The 20,337-nt window shown below is 67.3% G+C and carries 29 protein-coding genes and 1 other RNA gene; 8 read left to right on the forward strand and 22 right to left on the reverse strand.

Going from position 1 to position 20,337, the window contains the following annotated elements:
• Window positions 1-113: 113 nt before the first annotated feature.
• A complete protein-coding gene (locus ACFW6D_RS05160) occupies window positions 114-809 on the reverse strand; it encodes a helix-turn-helix domain-containing protein (RefSeq protein WP_379324912.1) in 696 nt (231 codons plus the stop codon).
• 88 nt (window positions 810-897) lie between these two features.
• Between ACFW6D_RS05160 and ACFW6D_RS05165 the strand changes: the two genes are divergently transcribed.
• Window positions 898-1,761 (forward strand): DUF1266 domain-containing protein, encoded by an 864-nt coding sequence (locus ACFW6D_RS05165; protein WP_379324914.1) that lies wholly within the window; start codon window positions 898-900, stop codon window positions 1,759-1,761.
• Here the strand turns inward: ACFW6D_RS05165 and ACFW6D_RS05170 are convergent.
• Window positions 1,739-2,560 carry a hypothetical protein gene (locus ACFW6D_RS05170; protein WP_379324916.1) on the reverse strand — a complete coding sequence of 274 codons (822 nt, stop codon included), beginning with the start codon at window positions 2,558-2,560 and terminating at the stop codon, window positions 1,739-1,741. The genes ACFW6D_RS05165 and ACFW6D_RS05170 overlap by 23 nt on opposite strands.
• A gap of 173 nt (window positions 2,561-2,733) precedes the next feature.
• Here ACFW6D_RS05170 and ACFW6D_RS05175 point away from each other — a divergent pair, with 173 nt between their 5' ends.
• On the forward strand, window positions 2,734-2,943 hold the full coding sequence (locus tag ACFW6D_RS05175) for a DUF5302 domain-containing protein (RefSeq protein ID WP_379324918.1): 210 nt from the start codon (window positions 2,734-2,736) through the stop codon (window positions 2,941-2,943).
• Window positions 2,944-3,030: 87 nt separating this feature from the next.
• Here ACFW6D_RS05175 and ACFW6D_RS05180 read toward each other — a convergent pair whose 3' ends face one another.
• Window positions 3,031-4,083: a hypothetical protein gene (locus ACFW6D_RS05180; RefSeq protein ID WP_379324920.1), complete on the reverse strand. Its 1,053-nt coding sequence runs from the start codon at window positions 4,081-4,083 to the stop codon at window positions 3,031-3,033.
• Window positions 4,084-4,135: 52 nt separating this feature from the next.
• On the opposite strand from ACFW6D_RS05180, the gene ACFW6D_RS05185 reads away from it, so the two are divergent.
• Window positions 4,136-4,303, forward strand: coding sequence for a hypothetical protein (locus ACFW6D_RS05185; protein ID WP_379324922.1), 168 nt, complete (start codon window positions 4,136-4,138; stop codon window positions 4,301-4,303).
• Between the two features lie 104 nt (window positions 4,304-4,407).
• On the opposite strand, the gene ACFW6D_RS05190 is transcribed toward ACFW6D_RS05185, so the two are convergent.
• The 3 genes from ACFW6D_RS05190 to ACFW6D_RS05200 all read right to left on the reverse strand — a co-directional run bounded on the left by ACFW6D_RS05190 (window position 4,408) and on the right by ACFW6D_RS05200 (window position 6,850).
• Window positions 4,408-5,184 (reverse strand): SDR family oxidoreductase, encoded by a 777-nt coding sequence (locus tag ACFW6D_RS05190; protein ID WP_379324924.1) that lies wholly within the window; start codon window positions 5,182-5,184, stop codon window positions 4,408-4,410.
• 72 nt (window positions 5,185-5,256) lie between these two features.
• Window positions 5,257-5,808: a TetR/AcrR family transcriptional regulator gene (locus ACFW6D_RS05195; protein ID WP_379324925.1), complete on the reverse strand. Its 552-nt coding sequence runs from the start codon at window positions 5,806-5,808 to the stop codon at window positions 5,257-5,259.
• Window positions 5,809-6,109: 301 nt separating this feature from the next.
• Entirely contained in the window at window positions 6,110-6,850 is a 741-nt protein-coding gene (locus ACFW6D_RS05200) for a multiprotein-bridging factor 1 family protein (protein WP_379324927.1), read from the reverse strand.
• A 179-nt stretch (window positions 6,851-7,029) separates the two neighbouring features.
• On the opposite strand from ACFW6D_RS05200, the gene ACFW6D_RS05205 reads away from it, so the two are divergent.
• On the forward strand, window positions 7,030-7,296 hold the full coding sequence (locus ACFW6D_RS05205) for a hypothetical protein (RefSeq protein ID WP_379324928.1): 267 nt from the start codon (window positions 7,030-7,032) through the stop codon (window positions 7,294-7,296).
• A gap of 192 nt (window positions 7,297-7,488) precedes the next feature.
• On the forward strand, window positions 7,489-7,926 hold the full coding sequence (locus ACFW6D_RS05210) for a hypothetical protein (RefSeq protein WP_379324930.1): 438 nt from the start codon (window positions 7,489-7,491) through the stop codon (window positions 7,924-7,926).
• Between the two features lie 125 nt (window positions 7,927-8,051).
• Here ACFW6D_RS05210 and ACFW6D_RS05215 read toward each other — a convergent pair whose 3' ends face one another.
• The 10 genes from ACFW6D_RS05215 to ACFW6D_RS05260 form a co-directional block, all read right to left on the reverse strand.
• Window positions 8,052-8,840, reverse strand: a complete 789-nt coding sequence (locus ACFW6D_RS05215; RefSeq protein WP_379324931.1) for a hypothetical protein — start codon at window positions 8,838-8,840, stop codon at window positions 8,052-8,054.
• Between the two features lie 11 nt (window positions 8,841-8,851).
• Complete coding sequence (locus ACFW6D_RS05220) at window positions 8,852-9,070, reverse strand: hypothetical protein (RefSeq protein WP_379324933.1); 219 nt, start codon at window positions 9,068-9,070, stop codon at window positions 8,852-8,854.
• Between the two features lie 3 nt (window positions 9,071-9,073).
• A complete protein-coding gene (locus ACFW6D_RS05225; protein ID WP_379324935.1) occupies window positions 9,074-9,250 on the reverse strand; it encodes a hypothetical protein in 177 nt (58 codons plus the stop codon).
• A gap of 5 nt (window positions 9,251-9,255) precedes the next feature.
• Complete coding sequence (locus tag ACFW6D_RS05230) at window positions 9,256-9,579, reverse strand: hypothetical protein (protein WP_379324937.1); 324 nt, start codon at window positions 9,577-9,579, stop codon at window positions 9,256-9,258.
• Window positions 9,576-9,731 (reverse strand): hypothetical protein, encoded by a 156-nt coding sequence (locus ACFW6D_RS05235; protein ID WP_379324938.1) that lies wholly within the window; start codon window positions 9,729-9,731, stop codon window positions 9,576-9,578. The genes ACFW6D_RS05230 and ACFW6D_RS05235 overlap by 4 nt, the downstream gene beginning before the upstream one ends.
• Entirely contained in the window at window positions 9,728-10,030 is a 303-nt protein-coding gene (locus ACFW6D_RS05240) for a WhiB family transcriptional regulator (protein WP_379324940.1), read from the reverse strand. Before ACFW6D_RS05240 ends, ACFW6D_RS05235 begins: the two co-directional genes overlap by 4 nt.
• Window positions 10,027-11,370 carry an AAA family ATPase gene (locus ACFW6D_RS05245; protein ID WP_379324942.1) on the reverse strand — a complete coding sequence of 448 codons (1,344 nt, stop codon included), beginning with the start codon at window positions 11,368-11,370 and terminating at the stop codon, window positions 10,027-10,029. Before ACFW6D_RS05245 ends, ACFW6D_RS05240 begins: the two co-directional genes overlap by 4 nt.
• 2 nt (window positions 11,371-11,372) lie before the next feature.
• Entirely contained in the window at window positions 11,373-11,762 is a 390-nt protein-coding gene (locus tag ACFW6D_RS05250; protein ID WP_379324943.1) for a hypothetical protein, read from the reverse strand.
• Between the two features lie 99 nt (window positions 11,763-11,861).
• On the reverse strand, window positions 11,862-12,671 hold the full coding sequence (locus ACFW6D_RS05255) for a hypothetical protein (RefSeq protein ID WP_379324945.1): 810 nt from the start codon (window positions 12,669-12,671) through the stop codon (window positions 11,862-11,864).
• Window positions 12,672-12,769: 98 nt separating this feature from the next.
• Entirely contained in the window at window positions 12,770-12,967 is a 198-nt protein-coding gene (locus ACFW6D_RS05260; protein WP_379324947.1) for a helix-turn-helix transcriptional regulator, read from the reverse strand.
• A gap of 124 nt (window positions 12,968-13,091) precedes the next feature.
• Here ACFW6D_RS05260 and ACFW6D_RS05265 point away from each other — a divergent pair, with 124 nt between their 5' ends.
• Window positions 13,092-13,562: a helix-turn-helix domain-containing protein gene (locus ACFW6D_RS05265; protein WP_379324949.1), complete on the forward strand. Its 471-nt coding sequence runs from the start codon at window positions 13,092-13,094 to the stop codon at window positions 13,560-13,562.
• Window positions 13,549-14,754, forward strand: a complete 1,206-nt coding sequence (locus tag ACFW6D_RS05270) for a tyrosine-type recombinase/integrase (protein ID WP_379324951.1) — start codon at window positions 13,549-13,551, stop codon at window positions 14,752-14,754. The genes ACFW6D_RS05265 and ACFW6D_RS05270 overlap by 14 nt, the downstream gene beginning before the upstream one ends.
• A 36-nt stretch (window positions 14,755-14,790) precedes the next feature.
• On the opposite strand, the gene ssrA is transcribed toward ACFW6D_RS05270, so the two are convergent.
• Window positions 14,791-15,163, reverse strand: a transfer-messenger RNA (tmRNA) gene (gene ssrA, locus ACFW6D_RS05275).
• Window positions 15,164-15,387: 224 nt separating this feature from the next.
• Between ssrA and ACFW6D_RS05280 the strand changes: the two genes are divergently transcribed.
• Window positions 15,388-16,686 (forward strand): ABC transporter substrate-binding protein, encoded by a 1,299-nt coding sequence (locus tag ACFW6D_RS05280; protein ID WP_379324953.1) that lies wholly within the window; start codon window positions 15,388-15,390, stop codon window positions 16,684-16,686.
• Here the strand turns inward: ACFW6D_RS05280 and ACFW6D_RS05285 are convergent.
• The 5 genes from ACFW6D_RS05285 to ACFW6D_RS05305 all read right to left on the reverse strand — a co-directional run bounded on the left by ACFW6D_RS05285 (window position 16,683) and on the right by ACFW6D_RS05305 (window position 20,336).
• The gene (locus tag ACFW6D_RS05285; protein ID WP_379324955.1) at window positions 16,683-17,546 is read right to left on the reverse strand and encodes an EamA family transporter; all 864 of its coding nucleotides are present in this window, start codon (window positions 17,544-17,546) and stop codon (window positions 16,683-16,685) included. The genes ACFW6D_RS05280 and ACFW6D_RS05285 overlap by 4 nt on opposite strands.
• Window positions 17,546-18,019, reverse strand: a complete 474-nt coding sequence (smpB, locus tag ACFW6D_RS05290; protein WP_379233763.1) for an SsrA-binding protein SmpB — start codon at window positions 18,017-18,019, stop codon at window positions 17,546-17,548. Before smpB ends, ACFW6D_RS05285 begins: the two co-directional genes overlap by 1 nt.
• Window positions 18,020-18,068: 49 nt before the next feature.
• Complete coding sequence (locus tag ACFW6D_RS05295) at window positions 18,069-19,007, reverse strand: acyl-ACP desaturase (RefSeq protein ID WP_379324957.1); 939 nt, start codon at window positions 19,005-19,007, stop codon at window positions 18,069-18,071.
• A gap of 176 nt (window positions 19,008-19,183) precedes the next feature.
• Window positions 19,184-19,792, reverse strand: coding sequence for a YdcF family protein (locus ACFW6D_RS05300; protein ID WP_379324959.1), 609 nt, complete (start codon window positions 19,790-19,792; stop codon window positions 19,184-19,186).
• 310 nt (window positions 19,793-20,102) lie between these two features.
• Complete coding sequence (locus tag ACFW6D_RS05305; protein ID WP_379324961.1) at window positions 20,103-20,336, reverse strand: hypothetical protein; 234 nt, start codon at window positions 20,334-20,336, stop codon at window positions 20,103-20,105.
• Between the last annotated feature and the right edge of the window lies 1 nt (window position 20,337).

A 20,337-nucleotide genomic window follows, 5' to 3' on the forward strand; every position in this document is an offset into this window, starting at 1 on the left:
CCTCTCGTCGGTGTTCGGGCTTGCCTAAGCACTTGCGAGGAGGTCGTGCCCTGTGAGCGTAACCCTCCGTCACGATGATTCCGAATGAGACTTTCCGGGCATCGAGGTGTCGATCAGCGCGGTTGTAAGGCCCGAACTGAACATCCGGCCAGGTCACGGAACTCTCGCGACAGGTGGGCCTGGTCGGCGAAGCCGGTCGTCGCGGCGATTCGCGCGGCCGGAATTCCGGTGCGAACCGCCGCCAGCGCACGTTGAAATCGCAGAATACGGGCCAACATCTTGGGTCCGTAGCCGAAGGCCGACAGCGACCGCCGGTGCAGCATTCTGGCCGACAGGCCCGTCTCGGCGGCGGTTTCGGCCACTGTCGCGCCTGCCGACAGGGAATCGACGATGGCGGTGAGCGCCGGGTCGGCCGGGCCCTTTTCGGCGGCGAATCGTAATGCGATCGCTTCCAACGCCCCCACGCGGTCGGGCGCGTTGTCGACGCGGTCGACGAGTTCGCGGGTCGTGCGCGACGGCGCCAACTCGGTCAGGTCGACTCGCTGGTTCAGCAATTCCACCGCCGGAATCCCGAGCAACGCGGGTGCGGTGCCCGGGGCGAACCTGATGCCGACGAATTCGCTCGCCCGCGCGGTCGGCGTGAGGAACGCACGGCTGTCCGGGCCCGCCACCATCAGCGTGCCCTCGGTCCAGATCAGATCCATGCACCCGTCGGGGAACACGGTGACCGGGCCCGTATGGGCAGGGACCGTCCGCGACCAGACCACCGCTCGGTCCAGCCGTGATGCGCGTTCCCGGTATTCCGCCACCCTTTCGACGGTAGCCCTACCCACTGACACGTTGTCTATCCCTCGTAAGATCTGACGGCACTACGTTCGGCTCGGCAGAGGGGTGGCCATGCAACCGACAGCTTCAGTGCAGGGTGGGCGGCCGCGTGTGGCCGGGTTCCCGGGGGCGGACATCGACAGCGAACCCGACGTTTGGTCCGGGGCGGCCGTAGATGACGACCGGATCCGGGCCCTGGCTGTCGGTGCGTATTACGGCCGGAGTTGGGGTGCGCAGTGCGATGGGGTCGAGTTCGTGCCGGAGGAACCCGACAGCGCATCTACGCGGCGCGAGACTGCGATCGAGGGACTGCACGAGTCGTGGGGCGTCGACAATGCCGAGGACGCGCACGACACCGCGCGGCGACTGCTGGTCGGGATGCACGCGCCGCTGTTCGAACTCGTGCATCCGCTGGCTGTGATGGCGGCGACCGATACCGGCCGGGTCGACCGGTCCGGGTTGGCCGACGAACATCGCGAATTCCTGCACACGCTCTCGGGTTTCCGTGGCTATCGCGGGCCGGCCGGGATCGATCGCGACTACGACGCGTGGCTGCAGGCCATCAAGCTCGGCATCACCGACAGCCTGCCGACGCCACTGCAGATCGACGCCACCGCATGGGATCTGGCGCGCCTGGTGTTCATCGCCCGCGCCGCGTGCACGGCGGGTTATCTGACCGAGGACGAGGCGTGGGAGCACATGCTGACCGGGCTGGACCGGGCGCGCCAGCACTATCGCAACTGGCGGCAGTTCGGGGACGGGTTTCTCACCGGGGCGATCTTCTGGGCGGCCACACAGGACCTGTCGGTCGCGAAAAGCCAAGTGGCCGAACGCAGGCGGATGATCGCGGGGCTGCACCTGCGGCCGTCGAGTCCGTGGCGGCGGGTGGCCCTGCATGCGGGTGCGCCGGTGTTCAGCCCGGCATCGTCAGCATGATGCCGACGGCTTGACGGCGGAACGGGTCGTCGGCGACCATGCCGAGTTTGCGACGCTCGACCAGCAGTTGCCATTCGCCGAAGAGGTCGGCCGAACTGGGCATGGACTGGGCGATGGAGCCGTCGACGTGCTCGATTTCGCAGGCGAGGCGGACGGCCTCGGTAATGCGGGTGAAGTCGGCGGGCTCCCAATCGACGAAGTCGAGGTCGGCGCCCGCGCCCGAAATCCTGAGTGTCGCAACCTGTCCGGTGAGAACTTCGGCTCCGGTGAGGACCGATACCGGGAATTCGTAGACCGCCCACGCGGAGACGAACAGCAGGCGCAGCGTGGTGATCGCGACCAAGCCCGGCGCGCCCTCGTGGCCTGCCTGTGCGATTTCGAGGACGTATTCGTCGGGGCGAGCACACGCGTGGAGGATGTCGATCTCACGTAAGGAGTTGCCCGCGTGCCGCATTCGATAGGCGGCCGCGTTGACATCGGGTCGTTGTCGACCGTTCGGGCCTTGAACCGGTTGCGGCGGAGTGAGATTCGGTCGAGGCGAAAACACCCTTCGTAAGCTGATCAGGTCGCGTTCGACGGCTCTGATCAGTGTCTGCGCCTGCTCGCGTAAGTCGGTTTCGAGGTACACCGGCACCGGATGACGTTGCGTCGGCGCACCGTTCACCACGAACTCCGCCGACCGGAAGAACAGCAGCAGCGCCATCTGCCCGTCCTCGGTGGTCGCGAGCGCGATCCTGGCCAGCTCGGCTACGCCGATATCGAGCGCGGTCTCGTCGTCCGCGCGCAGCGGTGTCGTCACCAGCCGACCGTTCGCATAACGAACCGCGACTCGAGCACCCCATACTTCGATCACAGCCACATCCCTCCTGGCCTGCCCCGCATCGGTGGATCCTACCGAGGGACCGTTGCGGACGGGGCGATGGTCCTCCCCCGATGGTGTTGAAAGGTGCGCTGAGGTGGCAGGCTGTACTCATGCCCGATGAACAGGAACTCTCCGCCGAACAGTCCGGTGACGTGAACGAAACCCCGGAAGAGGCGACCAAGCGGAAGTTCCGTGAGGCGCTCGAGCGGAAGAACGGCCACTCCACCACGGGTGGGGCGGCACAGAATGCCGCCAAAGTCCGTGGGACGCATGCGCAAGCAGGTGGGAAGCGGACGTTCCGTCGGCGCGCGGGCGGGTAGCTCGCGCGATCGACTCGCCATTCCGTGATCAGCCCTGCCGCCGCCGGTAATTACCGTGCAGCACAGGGCTTTTCGTTTGCGAGGGCGCTACTGCAAGCGCGAGGTATCCGCGTCGGCTTCGGTCCGAACGGTGCTCTCGAAGGTGGCGTCGGTGTCGGCCTCGCTGTAGACCAGCCAGCAGCCGCGGATCGCGCCGAGTAGGTCTTCGAGTAGATCGATCGCCGGGCGGGTGGGGTCGAGGCGGCAGATGCGGTAGCCGTCGGTCCAGGCGTCGGGATCGTCGTCGCGTTCCTCGATTTCCTGCGCGGCCTCGATGATGCCGTCCAGGTCGCGGACCTTGCCTTCGGAGACTGCGATGGCGTCGGCGATCAGGTCGACCACCACCTGGGTCGGCGTCTCCCCCTCGCTGAGCCGTTCCAGGACCACGGTCGGGGTCTCGACCTGGAGCGCTTCGATGTCGTCTGCCTCGGCGACCACGTCCACCGGTTCGAGGCCGGTGACCTCGCCTGCCACTGTCGCCGCGGCCCGCAGCCAGTGCGCGGCGGCGACCGAGGCGGCGGCGGGGTCGAGTTCGGTGAACAGGTCGATCGTGCCCAGCGGGTTGGCGCGCAGCAAAGTGTCCGCCGCGTGCACCTGCACCGGCGAGATCTCCGGGCGGGTGAGTTCGACCGCCTGCCTCGCCCGACCGGCCAGATCGCCCAGTTCGGCGGCCGTGATCGCCGCCTGCTCGGTGAGCACCTCGTTCACCACCCGGTCCACCAGGTTCGCGTCGCCGATGGCGTGGAGCACGCGGCCCACGTGGTGTGCGGATTCCTCGATGGGGCTGTAGAAGACCAGCATGCACCCCTCGTCATCGGGCAGATTGGGCGTACGCAGCGCGGCCTCGACCTTCGCGAACCGATTACGCTCCTCGGCCCGCCGCCACGCCTCCCCGTTCTCCACATCGGGATCCCCGGCCGCGGTCGCCGGATGCGTATAGGTCCGCCACTGGAACCGCGCCAAACTCGCCAGCGCCGCCGCCAACTCCACCCCGTGCTCGCCCCCCGGCACCTCGGCGATCGTCTCGGCGACGTCACCCCGACCGGTCCCCCAGGTGGCGACCAGCGTTCCCGCCCCCGAGTCGTATGCATACCGCGTCATTCGCTCAGTTCTACGTGGCCGGGTCGCGCGACCCTGCACCAGGGTCTCGCCGGTGGGCTCGGCAGCGGTTCCCCGTCGCCTCGCCAGCACCGCTTTCCGTTCCGGGCCCGACGTGGTCGAGAAATTGGTGCGGCTGGTCGGCCTCACGCCGGAGGAGATCGAGCCGATGACCAAAGCGCAAGCCATCGGCAGACTCAACCAGTTCCGGGCCGAGCAATAACAGGTGCGATACCTCTGCCCATGACCTGCACCGGCCACGACGGTACGTCCCGCCGCCATCCAACTTTCAGAGCCAGGACGTCGTCGCGCACTCGGTAGACAGGGTCACACGGTCTTGATCACGCCACCGTCGGCCAAGTAGTCGGCGCCGGTGAGGTTGCCCGCGCGCGGCGAGGCCAGGAACGTGATCAGGGCTGCAGTCTCGGACGGTTCGGTGAGCCGACCGGTGGTGATTCCCATCCGTTCGGGGACCTTGGCCAGGAACTCGGCGAGGTTCTCACCCACCGCGGCGGCGAGCCGACCCGCGTAGCCGGTCGGGTCACCCCAGTTCTCGGTGCGGGTGGGTCCCGGACTGACTGTCATGGCGCGCAGACCTTGTGGGCCGAATTCCTCGGCGAGAGCCTTGGTCAGGTTGGTGAGGGCGGCTTTGGCGGTCCCGTAGTCGACCGGAGGGAAGGCGGCGCGAGCGCCGATCGAGGACACGTTGACGATCACGCCGGACCGTCGCAGGAGGCCGGGCAGCAGCGCTCGGGTTACGCGGACCGTGGCGAACAGGTTGAGGTCACAGGTCTGCTGCCACGCGGCGTCGTCGACGGCAAGGAAGCCCGCGGCCGCCATGCTGGCCGGCGCCACGCCACCCAGGTTGTTGACCAGGATGTCCACATCGCCGAATTCGGCGAGCCGGGCGGCGCTGCGCGGATCGGTGAGGTCGAGCGACACCGCGGTCACGCCGAGTTCGGCCAGGTCACTGCTCGTGCCCGCAGACCGCGCAGCCGCGATGACGCGCACACCCTCGGCCGCGAGCGACCGCGCGACTTCGAGCCCGATCCCCTTGCTGGCACCGGTGACCACGGCCGTCTTCCCCGAAAGTTGCAGATCCATGATGTTCCTTTCTTGAACTACAGATACAAAATATGGGCATGGCGACACGCTTGGGTCCGCATCAGGGACACGTCAGAGGGTCCGCAGCGCCGCTGCGGCCATACTGTCCAGCCGGGGCGAATTCCGATCGGCCTTCGCGAGCACCCGAATGCCGTTGATCGTCGCGAGGAACAGCCCGGCCACGGCCACGGCATCGACATCGGCGGCGATCTCGCCGGACCGCCGCCCTTCCTCGATGGTGCTACGGAACGCCGCCTCCTGCCGTTCGAAGATCCGGCGCACGAGATGTTCGACCACCTGATCCCGACCCCCGAACTCGATCGCGGCATTGGCTGCCATACACCCGCGCCCGTCATCCGATCGCGCCGCCTCGACCACCAGATCGACCGCTGCCCGCAGCCGTTCGCGCGGCGACCCCGGCCCGTCGAGCACCTGAATCAGTCGCACGGACTCCCGCTCGTAGTAACGCCGCAACGCCCGCTCGAACAGCGCCTGCTTGCTGTCGAACGCGTTATAGAGGCTGCCGCTGCCGATCCCCAACTCAGTGGTGAGCCGCTTCGGCGTGGTGCCCGCGTAGCCGTTGACCCAGAAGACTTCCATCGCCTGGTCCACGGCCCGATCCATGTCGAACCCCTTGCTTCGCGCCACATCCTGAAGCCTACATACTGGATTCACAGTTACAAAACCGACGATCGCGTGATGGTCAGCAGCTTGCGCACCGAGCGCGACCCTTGTCGGGTATGAAAAAGCCCCTCACCTGGGTGTCAGGTGAGGGGCCTCGAGTGGAGCTGCCGGGAATCGAACCCGGATTGGACCGCTGGCAGAGGTATTAATCGGGCTTCTACCTGCGGAAATTCATAACAACCGATCATCCGACATCACCCGAAAACCCGGCAGGTTGTGGGCAAAATGTGGGCACGCCGGTCTAGGCCGGGGGCCGCTGGTAGGCCTCGATCGTGGCCTTACTGGTGCTCGGGTTCTGTAGGACCAGCTCCCACGGGCCAGAGTTGATCTCGAAGTCCTTGCCGAACCCGAGCCACTTGCCCGCCAGCCGATTGCCGGTCGGATCGGCGAGCAGCTGGAGGGCGCCGTGGTAGCGAGCACCGTGGTAGTAGCCCTCCACCGCGGTGCGCTCGGCCCAGGTGCCCGTGGCGACGTTGCTGTCGAGGGTGAGGTCGAGCTCGATCGTCGAGGGCGACGAGCCGGGCAAGCTGCGGACGGTGACCTGGCTCCCGTGCTGCAGCATGACGGCGTAGTGCGCGACGGTGAACGATGAGTCCCGCCCGCTCGAGTAATACTCGTAGCGCGAGAGCCACACCCCCGAGAAATCCCCGACGGTCCGGGCCGGGGTCGACGCCGCGGGGTTGGCCGGCATAACGCCGATCGGTGACTCGACTTCGTGGCTCTGGTCGAACTCCCCGCCGATGCCGTATCCGGCGCGCACGGTGCCGAACCCGAGCGTTTCGATGGGTAGGCCCATTACCCGCTCGAGGGCGCGGGCGTGGCTCGGCCGGGGTTGGGTGGTCTCGCCGGACTCCCACCGCTGCACAAGGCGTTTGGTGGCGCTGGTGCATCCGGCGGCGCGCAGCGCGCGGGCGAGGTCGTCTTGGCTCATGATCCGGGCCGTACGTGCGGCGCGGAGTGCCGTGTTGGGGTTGGTCCGCATGGTGCAACGGTAACCCGAATGACGCCGGAATGTCGCCCCGAATAGGTGCCGATTGACGCCCCCGCCGTCGTCGCGCGAACACATCAGCGAGCGGCAGTGTTGGCATTGCTCCCGGCGTCGGGCCGCGGCGATAGCCCCGGCGCCAGGGAGCACCCAACCCGAGTAGCAGGGGACGAATCATGTGGGGACAGAAGGCGATCCCGCCACAGTTGACGGTGCATGACATTGCCGCACGGTTGGCGCAGGAGGCAGAGCAGCAGTGCCAGCCCTCGCCGGTGCTCGATCACAGTGCGCCGCGGGAGATGCTCACCGAGGACCAGGCGCACACCGTCATGCAGACGCACCGCGCGTGTGAGCGGTGGCTATGTCCGCGCAAGGCGTCGGCGTGGAACCTGCTCGTACAGGCGGGGCAGATCGTGCCGCGCCCGGCGAACGGGTCGCTGTGAGCGACGAGCAGACCGCGCGGGAGCTGGCAGAGCTGGACGCCGATGTGGCGGCGGTCCTCGCGGCCGTCGAGAGTGAGCCAAGCGATCCTGACATAGGACGCTCGGACAGGTGAAGTCAGACGCCGGATAGCCAGTCGGCGGTCATTCGCGCGGCTCGGTCGATCAGGCCAACACGCGAACTAAAGTTCGCCCATGGACGCAGACACCTTGGGTGATGTTCTCCAACTGGTCGGCGCTGTCATAGCGACTGTCGGACTAACAAGTGGGCTCGGGGAGGGCTGGTCAGCTTTCGGTGAGTGGGCAGACGGGCTCCAACGCCAGGCAAATTCATCGCCAGACGAGCCTGTAGTCAAGCATGGCACGGACGAGTTTTCGGCCACGGATCACGCGTGGGTACTGAAATCCGATGAAGACCCGATCGACGGTCTTCGGGGTGATCTACAACGAATCTCGAATGACGTGGCGGGAACCGACGATCTGATTCGATCAGCGATCGCAGAACTAGACGTCGCCGGTCAGATCAAGACCCTAAGACGCGAGATCCTGGACTCGACAAAGTGGGAGCGGCGAGCCGCTCTGGGTGGTGCTGTCGTGGCGATCTTGGGGATGGTGGTCGGGTTGTGCGGCTGACCGGTGTCCCGGTCCGTTGTGGAAAAAATGCCGTAGGGGGTAACCGTCTATGCCTGGGGGTGCTGAGGTGGCCCAGGGAGGGGTCACCGGGCCACCCCCAAGCACTGACGGTATGCAGGTCAGGGTTATTTTCGGCTAGCCTCGGCTCGCTCGCGGACAGCCTCGGCGCGTTGCCGCTCGACGTTGCGCGTGCGCTCGATGAACACGGCCGGATCGGCCGCGTAGTCGAGGCGGTGCCCCGAGTGCGCCAGTGCCACAGTCCACGGCGACCCGAGACCTCCCGTATTGGTGACCGGCGTCAGTGCGTCGAGTTCCTGCGCGTCGAGGTCGGCGAAGATCAGCGCCGTATTGCTTCCCGACCTCCCGTCACCGGCTGGCGGGGGTGCGAGACGACAGGCGGTGACTACTTGAAGCCACACCTGCAGCACGCGGTCGAGATGCGCGGTCGCCTCGCGTGCGAGCGCCCAGGTGGTCGCGCTTGCGGCGGGAACCTGCGTCACCGTGCTCGGGTCTACGACGTTGAGACTCGGGATCTTCGCGTACGCGGTCGCGAGGGTCTTGTCGGCCGCAGTGACGACATCGAACATGGCGGCGAGGATGGCGGGCCCGTGACGGCGGAAGACATCGCCGCGCATCTGCTCGGCGCGGCCCTGTAGCTGGGGCCCGAGGTTCTGTTTCCACAACAGGTCTCGGTTCAGTTGGGCGGCGACGTTCTTGTCTGCCACGGGGTCACGCCCGGCGACGAGCGCATCCCACACCAGACCGGCGAGTGCCCCGGCGTCGTAGCGCTGGCTACTCATCCGCTCGAGGATCTTGTCGGCCTCGGCCATTTCCTTGTCCAGGGCGGACGGCACGGTGAGACCGAGGTGCCGGAAGTGCTGGCGGGTCTGCTGTAGTGCGAGACTGAATTCCACGGCGGTTCTCCTCAAAGGCTGTTGTAGACATGCCAATCGGCGCTGTCGGGGTTGAACAGGGCGCGCGCTGCGGCGCGGTTGGCGGCATCGCCGGAAGGCACGGGCGGGGAAACGGTCAATCCCTCACGCGATGCGACGTTGTGCCGCGGCGCCGGTTCGGGTTGGGCATCTGTTGGCTCACCGAACAACTCCCGCACCGCTGTTCGCATCTCGCGGTCCGCGCTGGACATCGGCTATTTCCTGTTGAACAGGCGCCGGGCGGTCTCGCGCTCGACCGATTCGTCGTCGTCGGCGGGCTCGTCGTCGGCGGGCGGTGTGCCGGTGAACAGTTCGCGCAGCACGTCGACGAGTTCGTCGGGCTCGAGCGCGGTCAGGTAGTCCAGGGTTGCGGTGCGGGGATCGTCGGCCATGTCGGTTACTCCTTGATCGGGATCCACCAGCGGCCCCGGTCCCACGCGCCGCGCTGTCTGGCGTGACGGCGGGCGGTGCGCTCGGTGCAGCCGGTGAGTCGGGCGTATTCGGCTGTCGTCACCTGACGGTAGGTAGGTGCGGCGCTTGCCCGTCCGCGCTGTGTCCCTTGCTCGGCGAGGGCGTTGTCGACCAGGGCGCGCAGGCGGACGAGCCTGTCCGTCGGCGGTAGACCGTTGCGACGGCGCGCTTGCTCGGCCATGACGAGCAGCCGGGAGACGGTGTGCAGATCGTCACCGTCGAGCAGCAGGCCACCGACGAGACCGCTCACCGTTCGGGCTCCTGCTCGGTGGCCGGCCAACGCCCTCGCGCCGGTGCGAGCTGCTCGCGGTGCTCGCGGTGCTCGGCAATCGCTTCGGTGATCGGGCACGGTCCGTAATCCGGCCAGTCGGGGAACGGCGGGCCGTCCTCGTCGCGAATCACGCCGCACCGTCCTTGCGCGGTCGACCACGACCGCGGGCGGCGCCCCCGTGCGGCTTGCCTGCCCACACACCAACCGGGCGCGTCTGCTCGGCCACTGCGACCTCACACGCGGCCGTGACGGGGCAGCGAGCGCACACTCGGGCCGCGGCGGCGATCCGGTAGGCGGTGTCGTCCTCCTCCTCATCGACATCGGGGTCGACGTCGAACCAGGGCGCCATGCCCTTGCACGCGGCCCCGTCGAGCCGCTCGTCGACGAGGCCGACGAGCGCGGCGCCGATCTTGGGCCACTGCCCGGTCATGCGTCGCCCTCGTCGTCACGCTCACGCCGCCACGCCCCGAGTGCACGGCTGGCACGAGTTCCGCCCCAACTCATCCGGTCCTGTACATCCCGCTTGGACTGCGGCGGCGGGTCGAGTTTGTCCAGCTCGGCCACGTCGTCGGCGAGACTGTCGGACGGTTCGCCACTAATGGTGAAACTCGGCGGGCGATCGGTGGTGTCGGGTGCGTGGATGAACGATTCGAGCAGTCCCTCGGTGCTGGTCGGCTTGAGCTCGAATCGCCCGGCGACAGGCTCGCGGCCCGGCGGGCAGTGCTGGCGAACACCACCGTGACGGTCCTTGTTCACTGTCAGACACGCCGATCCACCCGAGCCGGGGGCGAATGCGTCTTGCACCGTAACCCGTAGTGCCACACCGCCTATCGCGCGGCGCTTGGCAGTGGTGCCGCTCTGTCCGAGCTTTCTCGAGGCGTCACCCTTGGCGAGGTGGTCGATTACCAGCACCGCGGCGCCGGTCTTGCTCAACGGCTTGAGCACGGCCGAATTCACGTGGGTGTATTCGTCGGCAGAGTTCGACGACGAGCCGAACAGCGGCATCAGTTCCCCGAGCGAGTCGACGACGACGATGTTCGGCGACCATTCCGACATGTCGGCGACGATCGCGGCCAGGTGCAGGCGGCTGTCCGGTTCGACGTAGAGGAATCGCTCACGGTTCCCGAGCGCCTCAACCGCGGCTCCCAGCGCTACCAGTCGCGAGACCGTGGCAACCGGGCCGTTGTGGTCCATGTCGATGACCAGGACGCGCCCGGCGCCGTACTCCCCGAGGATCTCCCGCGCTGCCGACAACGCAACCCAGGTTTTGCCCGACTCGGGGTCGCCGAACAACGTGTTGACCTCACCGGCGTAGAACAGGGCGCGGCCGTCGGTGCGGGTTCCGTAGTCGGGTTTCGGCGGTTCGGGCAGGCCCCCGGCGAGCATCGCGGCGACGTCGTAGTACCGGCCGAAGTCGACTATGTGTGCCTGGTCCCCGTGGTCCGGGACCGGTCCGGGACCGCGTGAGTCGACCGGCTCGGAGTGGTCCGGGACCGCCTCAAGAGGCGAAGCCCCCGATTTGGTGCGTTTGCGCTGGTTACGGCGGTTTGTGGTGTCGTGGTCCTGGTCCCCGCCCCTAGGGAACGGGGACCGGGGACCACGCGCCGCATCCCGGTCCTCGGTGCCAGGGACCATGCCGCCGTCGGGGACGGCCCGCGCCTGCCGAATCTCTGAGATCTGCTCGGCCGCGAACGCCTTGCACGAGAAGCACACCGGATCGAACCGGTCGTGATCGCGGCAATGCGCTGTAGGCGCGGGGAGTGTGGTCACGGTTACGCGACCTCCTTCCGGTCGATTAGGGTCCGTAGGACGCGCGCCAACTCGTCGATGCGGGCGACGATCTCGGCGGGGTCGTCCCACTCGAGGGCGCGCGACACTTCGCCCAGACGTTCGCGGGCGGTGCGGTCGAACAGCTCGGCGGCGTCGATGCTCCCCAGTGCCCGCATTGCGGCCAGGGGTGCGAATTCGCCTACGTAGTGCGTGCTCTTGACGTCGCGCCGTAGCGCGCGATCCAGGGCCACGCGGGCCTGTTCGCGCTCTCGGCGGTGCTCGGCGTCGAGGCGCTGCGACGGGGTGCGGTTGTCGTCGATGCGTTGCCCTGTCCAACGGGCCGGTGCGGTGTGAACGCGCCCCGACCCATCGGCGAGCAGCCGCTCACCCATCGTCGCCCCGGCGGTACTCGGCCAGTTCGTAGGCGATCACGCTGGCGACGAGGTAGGCCGTCGGCCCACCGAGCGCCAGCAACGTCGCGGCCCCGGCGATCACCGGTCCCCCTCGGCGAGCGGGGCGGCGTCGAGCTGGCGCGCGTCGTACTCGGCAACGGCGTGGTTGTGGTCCTCGACGAACGCCAGGACACCCGCCGCTCGGCGGTACTCCTCGTCGGCCAGCGTCTCGGCGAGGACATCGGAGGCGGGCTTGCCCTGCTCGATCGCACGGACCACGACCGACGCGGGGTCGACCGAAGGCCGGTCGGCCAGCTCGATCGGCTCAAGCTCGAACAGGGCCACTGATTCGGTGTCTTCCACGCCGTCGACCAACACGTTCGCCCCGACGCTGATCACGGTCACCGGTTCGTATCCCGTGCTGCCGTCGGGCAGCTCGGTGCGGATCGCGAACCGATCGCCGGTGCGCGGCACCATCACGGGCTCGTCGTCGCGATCGTCGTCGACCGAGCACCCCCAGGTGTCCGAGCAGCGGAACAACTGGCCGTGATCGCCGAAACCATCCGGGCGAGACAGGCTGTCGACGCCGAACGCGCGGCCACAGAGGCGGCAGGCCGTCCCGCGGCTTACGTGCGCGGCGATAGAGCGTGCCCCGTCTTCGACCCGATCCCAGAAGTCGAGCCAGTCGATATCTGCGGCCTGTACGACACGAAACACCACGTTCAGGGTCAGACGTTCGGGGCGGGCGAGACCGGCGACCAGCCGACCGTGCCTGATACCGGCGATCGGCTCGAACTCGGCGGGGGTGAGGCCAGCCGCGGCGATGATGCGCCCCAGTTTGCAGACCAGAGCGAGGAGAAGGAACTCGATCGGGGTCCGTTCGGCGGGGGTTTCACGGGTAGCATTCATGACTGGATCTCCTGTTTCACAGCTGGCGGATTCGTTGCCCTGGTTCGCGGTTGCACCCGCGGCCAGGGCCTTTTCGTGGGGGTCGGGGGTCAGTGGCATTACGCCGCGCCAGTGGTGGTGCGTGTGTTGTCGGTGAGCCACGCCTCCACGTCGGACCAGCGATAACGCACGCGCTTGCCGACCTTGATGTACCTCGGCCCCTTGCCGAGGTACCGGTACTGGGCCAGCTGCTGAGGGGTGGTGCCGAGAAAGTCGGCAATCGCCTTGGGTTCGGCGAGTGGCCGTTGTTCGGTCATCGCATTCCATCCTTTGAAGTGAATGCATCATCTTTGATGTGATGCACTTCAAGGGATACAGCATCGAGCTGTAATAATCAAGGATGAACTAGAAGCATCATCTTTGATGTGCCATCATCGGAACATGGCAGGGAAGAAGAACGAACTCGGAACGACCGGCGTAACAGTCGCGGCGAATGTGAAGCGTCTACGCGAGGGTCAGAATCTGACGTACGCGGAACTCTCACGACGACTGGACGCGACGGGGCGACCGATCCCCGTCCTCGGGCTAGCGCGCGTCGAAGCCGGAACACGGCGCGTCGACGCCGACGATCTCATGGCTCTGGCAGTTGTGCTGGGCGTGAGTCCGAGCACCCTCCTGATGCCAGACGCGCCCGACGAGAACCAACGTGTCGACGCGACCGGGGTAGTCGAATCTGTTCCAGCACAACGACTTTGGAACTGGTTGCGAGCGGAGAACCCCCTCGATTCAGACGCCGGTAAGTTCATGCTCGCAGCAAACCCCGCATGGGTACGTGAAGAGCTCCGCAACTTCCTCGGTGAAATGTTCCCGAAGCGCACGAGCGGCGAGGTGTCGGCCGATGGCGACGATTGAGCCGTACAGGCTGTGCAAGCCATCGTGCCCCGACGACTGCACCAAGCGCGAGCACCAGCGGCTCATGGTCCGCTACCGCAAGCCAGATGGGAAGCAGACGAAAAAGCGGGGATTCCGCCGCAAGGTCGACGCAGAGAACTTCGCGGCCACAGTCGAAGTGAAGAAGATGACCGGCGACTACATCGCGCCGTCGATGGGTCGGCTCACCGTTGCCGAGATGGGCGCGGCATGGATCGCGCGGCAGGTCCATACGAAGGAATCATGGTCCGAGCGCGTCGAATCCATCTGGCGAGTGCACATCGAACCACATTGGGGCACAAGGCAACTCGCCTCAATTACCCGGCCTGAGATTCGCGATTGGATCGCAGGGATAGACCGGGCGGCGTCGACGGTCGCCGATATTCACGGCGTGCTGTCCTCGATCCTCGGCGAGGCAGTCGACGAGCAGCGAATACCGGCGAACCCGGCTGCGGGCGTGCAACTCCCCCGCCGGATACCGGTCGATCACGTCTACCTCACGCACGACCAAGTGGCCGGCCTCGCCGCAGAGTGCAGCAAGGGCGCCGAAATCGTGATGCTGCTCGCGTACTCGGGTCTGCGCTGGGGCGAGATGGCCGCACTACGCCCGCGTGACGTTGACCTTCGGCGGCGGCGCATTCACATCGTGCGGTCGGCATCCAAGGTGAACTCCCGCACAGTGATCGGCACACCGAAAACGTGGGAGCTGCGATCGGTGGCGATTCCCGCCGAAGTGGCCGACCTCCTGGCGCCGGTCGTCGCTGCGCAGCGCGACCCGGTGGGGTTGCTGTGGACACGGCCGTCAGACGGCGGACCGATTCGGCCACCGACCACAACCCACTGGTTCACCAAGGCGGTGGGCCGGTGCATCGCGGCGTCGGTGCCGATTGACGAGGATGGCAAGCCGGGCCCGGCTACGTTCCCGCGCGTGACTGCTCACCAACTGCGGCACACGGCGGCGTCGCTCATGATCGCCAGCGGCGCGCACGTGAAGACGATCCAACGCCAGCTCGGCCACAAGTCGGCCACCATGACGCTCGACAACTACGGCCACCTGTTCGACGACGATCTCGACGGCGTGGCCGATCGGATGAGCGCCGGATTCCGCGCCGCTGCTGCGAGATGTGCCCAAAATGTGCCCACGCCGCCCAATCTCCGGGTGGTCGGGGCATGAAAAAGCCCCCCACCTGTGTGTCAGGTGAGGGGCCTCGAGTGGAGCTGCCGGGAATCGAACCCGGGTCCTCCGCCGCGTCTTCAGGGCTTCTCCGTGTGCAGTTCGCTATGTCTCTGCTCGGATCTCCAAGTCTCGCGAACAAGCCTGGATGACGATCCCAGTCGCTGTTAGATGTCCCATCCGACTCCGCGACCGAGCCGAACGGTAATTCCCTCTAGCTGATGCCAGTACCCGGGTCGAGGGACGAACCCGGACTGACAGAGACGACCTGGCTACTTAGGCAGCGAGGGCGTACTCGCGCTGATTGGAATCGGCGCTTAATTGGTTGCAGCGACGCTTACGGTGGTCTCTTGCCTGCACCGACACGCTTCCCCTGAATCAACGTACGCAGTCGAAACCGTTCAGCCCCGTACGTGCCCGCACCGTGCGGGCTAGTCATATTAACACTGGCGCGGCGCCGGATCATCCCGATATTTCCTGCCGGTTCGCGGGAGCCGGGGTGATCTTGTGGCGAACCACTCTCGACCACCTCGGCGAAACGGGGTAAGTGCGCCGCTCGTCGCGGGTACTGTTCTCGTTCGGCCGCACCGGATCTGTGAAATGTCCTGGGCGACTTGAACAAGGAGTTAATCCATGGCATTCACCAGTCAGCGTGGACTGCGCCGGTTCGCGGCGATCCCGGCGGTCGCGAGCCTGTTGCTGGCCGCGGCCTGCTCGTCGGAGGAGGCCACCGCGACGCCGGGCGTCACCAGTGCGCCGTGTCCGGGTTCTGCGCACACAGATCGCGGGTGCATCTATCTCGGAGTGCTCTCGGATCTGGAGAACGGGCCGTTCAGCGCGCTGGGCACGTCGATGCACGAGGGTCAGCTGGCGTTCTGGAACAGGGTGAACGAGGAGGGCGGGATCGGCGGCTACGACGTCGACATCACGTCCTATACGCGCAACACCTCGCAGGATCCGCGCCTGCATCGCACCGAATACGAGGCGATCGAGCCGCATGTGCTGGCCTTGGCGATGAGTTTCGGGACCTCGCAGACCATCGCGACGCTCAACCGGATGGACACCGACGACATGGTCGCCACCGCGGCCACCCAGTGGTCGGGCTGGAACTATCCCAGCGTCGACCACAATCTGGTGCTCAGCGCGGGCTATTCCTACTGCACCGAGGCGGTGACCGGCCTCGACTGGTTCGCCGAGCATCATTACGCGCCGCGCGATATCGCCGTGGTCGCCAATCGCGGCAACTACGGCAGCGACTACGCGGCCGGAGCGTCGAAGTGGGCGGCGGCCAACGAGGCGACAATCGTCGCCCGCATCGATACCGGCCCCAACAGGGAGGTCGGCAATCAGGACGGGCCGGTCAGGGAGATTCTCGCCGCCGCACCCGAACTGGTGCTGTTGGCCACCGGGCCTGCCGAAACCGCCGAAATCGTGGGCAAACTGGTGGGATCGGGTTTCACCGGACGCTTCCTCGGCTCGGTGCCCACTTGGAACGCGGCGCTGCTGAAGACGCCCGCCGCGCCTGCGCTCACCGAGCTCTACAACTACATGACCCCGGTGGACGGTTGGACCGGCGGCAGCATCGGCGCCAAGCACGCCCGCGAGGCGACTACCGGCGAACCCGCCAACTTCGGCTACTCGCTGGGCTGGGCGATCTCCTACCCGCTCAAAGCGCTGCTCACCGCCGCTGCCGAGAACGGCGACCTCACCCGGCCGGGTCTGCGGCGCGGAGCGGAGAATCTGGCACCCGACGGTGAGGGCATGGTCGCCATCCATCCGGCCGGCGCCGATGCGCCCGACCTGAGCAGGGAATGGTCGGCGGTCTTCGAACCGGACGCGCAGGCACCGATGGGCGCGAGGGCCGTCGAGATCGGGTATCGCGGCGCCACGTTGGGCAAGCTGGGTCTGCACGAGCCCTGCACGCGGCTCTAGTTCGCGGCGATCATGGCGACCGCGCCGAGAGCAAGGACCATGCCTGCCTTCTGCGTGGCACTGATCCGTTCGCCCAACAACACCATCGCCAACAGCACGGTCGCGGCGGGATAGAGCGAGCCGATCACGCTGACCACCGACAGCATCGCGCCGTGGAAGGCGTAGAGCAGGGCGGCATTGGCGATCACGTCGAGCACACCGACCGCCAGCGCGAGGCGAAGCGGTTCGCCGTGTAGACCCCGGAATTCGCCCGCCACCAGCGCGCAGGTCCACACGACCGCGGTGGCCGCGGTGCGCTGGGCCAGCAGGGGCCACAGGCCCGCGCTCGCGTTGGTTTCGTGCAGGAAGAAGAAGGTGAAACCGAAGGCGACCCCCGAGCCGACGGTGAGCAGTGCGACCCGGCGGGTGAAGCGCAACGGCCTGCCGCCGGTGATTTCCTCGGTGGTCTCGTCGGGCGCCTCGCGGCTGACCAACACCACCGCGACCAGAGCCACCGCGATGCCCGCGATCGCGACGGCGCCCGGTCGCTCGCCCAGGAACAGGCCTGCGATCACCGGGATGCCCGCGACCAGCACCGCGGTGACCGGCGACACCACCGACATCGGCCCGTCGGCGAGTGCCGCGTAGAACCACCACACCGCCAGACCCGCGGCCACCCCGGCCGCCAGACCCCACAGCATCGACGCGGTGTCCGCGTGCCCGCCGACCAGCGGCGCGATCAACAGCACCAGCAGCACCGAAAACGGATACGACACCACGACCACGCGCAGGGCCGTGACCCTGCGGGCCGCGATACCGCCGAAGAAGTCGCTGACTCCGTAACCCGCCGCCGCGACGAGCGCGAGCACGACGGACAGCACTAACGCATGCCCTTGACCCGCCGACCCACCTCACGGGTGACTTCGCGCTCGGCCTGCTTGCGAGCCAGGTCCTGACGCTTGTCGTAATCCTGCTTGCCCTTGGCGAGCGCGAGCTCGACCTTCACCTTGCCGTCGGAGAAGTACATCGACAGCGGCACCAGCGTCTGGTTGCCCTCGCGCGACTTGCCGACCAGGTGCTCGATCTCGCGCTTGTGCAGCAGCAGCTTGCGGGTGCGCCGCGGCGAATGGTTGGTCCAGGTGCCGTGGCTGAACTCCGGGATGTGCAGGCCGCGCAGCCAGACCTCGCCGTGGTCGACGGTCGCGAAGGCGTCGACGAGCGAGGCCTTGCCCTCACGCAAGCTCTTCACCTCGGTGCCGACCAGCGCGATCCCCGCCTCGTAGACGTCGAGGATCGTGTAGTTGTGCCTGGCCTTGCGGTTGGTCGCGATGACCTTCCGGCCTTTCTCCCTCATAACGGTCCACTGTAAGTGACGGCGCCAGCGGTTTATTCCATGGCCGACCTCAGACCCGGGCGGCCGCCCTTGCCAGCGCGCGGTCGCGCTGTTCTTCGAAGCGGGCCGCCTTGGCCTCGAGGTCGACCAGGTAGGCGTCCAGTTCGGCGCGGGCGATCTCGCCCTCGGGGCCGAAATCGGTGCGCTCGAAGATGCGCCAGGTGCGCAGGGTCGGGCGCAGGACGACGTCGAGGTGCTGGCGCAGGTCATAGACGCCGTGCTTGGCGAGCAGGACCGCGTTGCGGCGGAAGTTGGGCTGGTTGAGGCCGGGCATCTGGAAACGCAGGATCACGTCGGTGATGGCCTGCATGGCCGCGTCGGGGGTGAGGTCGAGGGCCGCGGCGCAGAGCTTGCGGTAGAAGATCATGTGCAGGTTCTCGTCGGCGGCGATGCGGGCCAGCATGCGGTCGGCGACGGCGTCGTTGCACAGGGCGCCGGTGTTGCGGTGGCTGATCCGGGTGGCGAGTTCCTGCAGGGTGACGTAGGCGACGCCCTTGAGGAACTGCGAACCCGGCTCGGGCTTGGCGATGCCCGCGGTCATGTGCGCCATCCTGGCCTCTTCGAGGGCGACCGGGTCGACGGCGCGGGTCACGACGAGGTAGTCGCGCAGGACGATGCCGTGCCGGTTCTCCTCGGCGGTCCATCGGCCGACCCAGGTGCCCCAGGCGTTGTCGAAGCCGAAGGTGTCGGCGAGTTCGCGGTGGTAGGAGGGCAGATTGTCCTCGGTGAGCAGGTTGGTGATCATCGCCGCCTTGGCGACCTCGCTCAACCGCGACTGCTCGGGATCCCAGTCGTCGCCGCCCATGGCCGCGAAGTTGCGGCCCTCGTCCCATGGCACGTAGTCGTGGGGGTGCCACATCTTGGCCTTGGACAGGTGGTCGTTGAGGTTGGCTTCGGCCGTCGGCTCGAGCTCGGCGAGGATGTCGCTGTCGGACAGGTGGAGCGTCATAGGTCGACGTTACGAGGCAGGCGTCTGGGTCGCGGGGTGATTGCCGAGATTTCGGCGACTACTCATCATGCGGTCCTCATGCTGCGATGATCGTTCACAGGCGCACTCGACGAGGACTCGACCACCGCACTGCGCCGATCGGGGCGTGACCGGAACGCAGGCGGCGGTGCGCATCATCAGGCCGTGGGTCCGAAACGGCCGATGTGCAGCGGCACCGAATCCCACTGGGCGCGGTCGGGAGTGAAATCGCCGACGACGTGCACGCCCGCATCGGCGAAAGCGCCTCGGGCTCGGGCCATGTGGTCTTCAGAGGTGACGAGGACGACCGAGTGCAGGCCTCTGTCGGCGAGCATCACCGCGGTATTGCGGGCGTTGGCGACCGTCGAGTCGGCCTCGGGTTCGCGGATGATCCGGCTCTCATCGATGCCTGCGGCCAGCAACCAGTCGGCCATGGCGTCGGCTTCCGACAGGCCGGCCTGCGGGTTGCCGCCGGTGACGATGATCGGTGACAGCGGCGCGAAAACGGCTTGGGCCAGGCCGGCGCGCAGTCGCCGGACCAGTTCCTCGCGCATCGTGCCCTCCGGGGTGAGTCCGTAGCCGAGGACCACCACCGCGGTGTCGGGGCCGTAGATGCCGGGCAGGTTCGGCGTGCCGAGCGCCCGTGCGAAGTCGATGCCCGGTGGCGCGGCGAGGTCGGCACCGGCGGGTGCTGCCATTGCGCAGGCCACTCCGGTTGTCGCGATCGCCGCGCACATCACGCGCCTGCCCCAAGTCCACCGCACCATTGCGTTTGCCTCCTCGAACCGGGCCGATCTGAGTGATCGGTCCCGTTCGGCAACGGTGCGCCCGGGAAACCTCGGTCGGTAGCCCTTTGACCTGCGGTTACGACAACTCACATGCGCAGGTCAGCCGACGCTGGTGCGGGGCATCGCAAAATTTCCGAAAATCGGATGGCCTGGTCAGCGAGGGCTCGGCGAGCGTGATCGAAGGGCTGAGAACCGTCGCGATCACCGTCAGTGAGGCGGCACTAGATACGGCGGCGATGTATGGGAAGTCGTGGTGAACGCGGTCGGTCGAGCGAAGGAGCCGCTGACGTCAGGCCGGGCTCACAACGAGGTAGAGAACCAAGGCCGCGGCGAAGATGGCGATCAGCGCGATGGTCGACCACCGTGGCCTGCCACGGTGGATCGCGGTGTGGTGCGCGCCGAGCATCGTCGGCGCGACGACCGGATCGATATGGCGGTGCGGCATCGGGGGTGCCGGGGAATCGCCTCCCGCGCTCGGGCTGCTGCTCGACGATTCGCTGTCGGAGCCTTCACCATTCGCCATG

Source organism: Nocardia sp. NPDC058705 (genome assembly GCF_042749305.1).
In the GTDB taxonomy this organism is placed as follows: Bacteria; Actinomycetota; Actinomycetes; order Mycobacteriales; family Mycobacteriaceae; genus Nocardia.

What these genes read in the sequence shown, in the direction of transcription:
- ACFW6D_RS05165 (WP_379324914.1), top strand. Translation starts at nt 898, where the DNA reads ATGCAACCGACAGCTTCAGTGCAGGGTGGGCGGCCGCGTGTGGCCGGG.
- ACFW6D_RS05175 (WP_379324918.1), top strand. Translation starts at nt 2,734, where the DNA reads ATGCCCGATGAACAGGAACTCTCCGCCGAACAGTCCGGTGACGTGAAC.
- ACFW6D_RS05180 (WP_379324920.1), bottom strand. Translation starts at nt 4,083, where the DNA reads ATGACGCGGTATGCATACGACTCGGGGGCGGGAACGCTGGTCGCCACC.
- ACFW6D_RS05190 (WP_379324924.1), bottom strand. Translation starts at nt 5,184, where the DNA reads ATGGATCTGCAACTTTCGGGGAAGACGGCCGTGGTCACCGGTGCCAGC.
- ACFW6D_RS05195 (WP_379324925.1), bottom strand. Translation starts at nt 5,808, where the DNA reads ATGGATCGGGCCGTGGACCAGGCGATGGAAGTCTTCTGGGTCAACGGC.
- ACFW6D_RS05200 (WP_379324927.1), bottom strand. Translation starts at nt 6,850, where the DNA reads ATGCGGACCAACCCCAACACGGCACTCCGCGCCGCACGTACGGCCCGG.
- ACFW6D_RS05205 (WP_379324928.1), top strand. Translation starts at nt 7,030, where the DNA reads ATGTGGGGACAGAAGGCGATCCCGCCACAGTTGACGGTGCATGACATT.
- ACFW6D_RS05210 (WP_379324930.1), top strand. Translation starts at nt 7,489, where the DNA reads ATGGACGCAGACACCTTGGGTGATGTTCTCCAACTGGTCGGCGCTGTC.
- ACFW6D_RS05220 (WP_379324933.1), bottom strand. Translation starts at nt 9,070, where the DNA reads ATGTCCAGCGCGGACCGCGAGATGCGAACAGCGGTGCGGGAGTTGTTC.
- ACFW6D_RS05225 (WP_379324935.1), bottom strand. Translation starts at nt 9,250, where the DNA reads ATGGCCGACGATCCCCGCACCGCAACCCTGGACTACCTGACCGCGCTC.
- ACFW6D_RS05240 (WP_379324940.1), bottom strand. Translation starts at nt 10,030, where the DNA reads ATGACCGGGCAGTGGCCCAAGATCGGCGCCGCGCTCGTCGGCCTCGTC.
- ACFW6D_RS05250 (WP_379324943.1), bottom strand. Translation starts at nt 11,762, where the DNA reads ATGGGTGAGCGGCTGCTCGCCGATGGGTCGGGGCGCGTTCACACCGCA.
- ACFW6D_RS05255 (WP_379324945.1), bottom strand. Translation starts at nt 12,671, where the DNA reads ATGAATGCTACCCGTGAAACCCCCGCCGAACGGACCCCGATCGAGTTC.
- ACFW6D_RS05260 (WP_379324947.1), bottom strand. Translation starts at nt 12,967, where the DNA reads ATGACCGAACAACGGCCACTCGCCGAACCCAAGGCGATTGCCGACTTT.
- ACFW6D_RS05265 (WP_379324949.1), top strand. Translation starts at nt 13,092, where the DNA reads ATGGCAGGGAAGAAGAACGAACTCGGAACGACCGGCGTAACAGTCGCG.
- ACFW6D_RS05270 (WP_379324951.1), top strand. Translation starts at nt 13,549, where the DNA reads ATGGCGACGATTGAGCCGTACAGGCTGTGCAAGCCATCGTGCCCCGAC.
- ACFW6D_RS05280 (WP_379324953.1), top strand. Translation starts at nt 15,388, where the DNA reads ATGGCATTCACCAGTCAGCGTGGACTGCGCCGGTTCGCGGCGATCCCG.
- smpB (WP_379233763.1), bottom strand. Translation starts at nt 18,019, where the DNA reads ATGAGGGAGAAAGGCCGGAAGGTCATCGCGACCAACCGCAAGGCCAGG.
- ACFW6D_RS05295 (WP_379324957.1), bottom strand. Translation starts at nt 19,007, where the DNA reads ATGACGCTCCACCTGTCCGACAGCGACATCCTCGCCGAGCTCGAGCCG.
- ACFW6D_RS05300 (WP_379324959.1), bottom strand. Translation starts at nt 19,792, where the DNA reads ATGGTGCGGTGGACTTGGGGCAGGCGCGTGATGTGCGCGGCGATCGCG.
- ACFW6D_RS05305 (WP_379324961.1), bottom strand. Translation starts at nt 20,336, where the DNA reads ATGGCGAATGGTGAAGGCTCCGACAGCGAATCGTCGAGCAGCAGCCCG.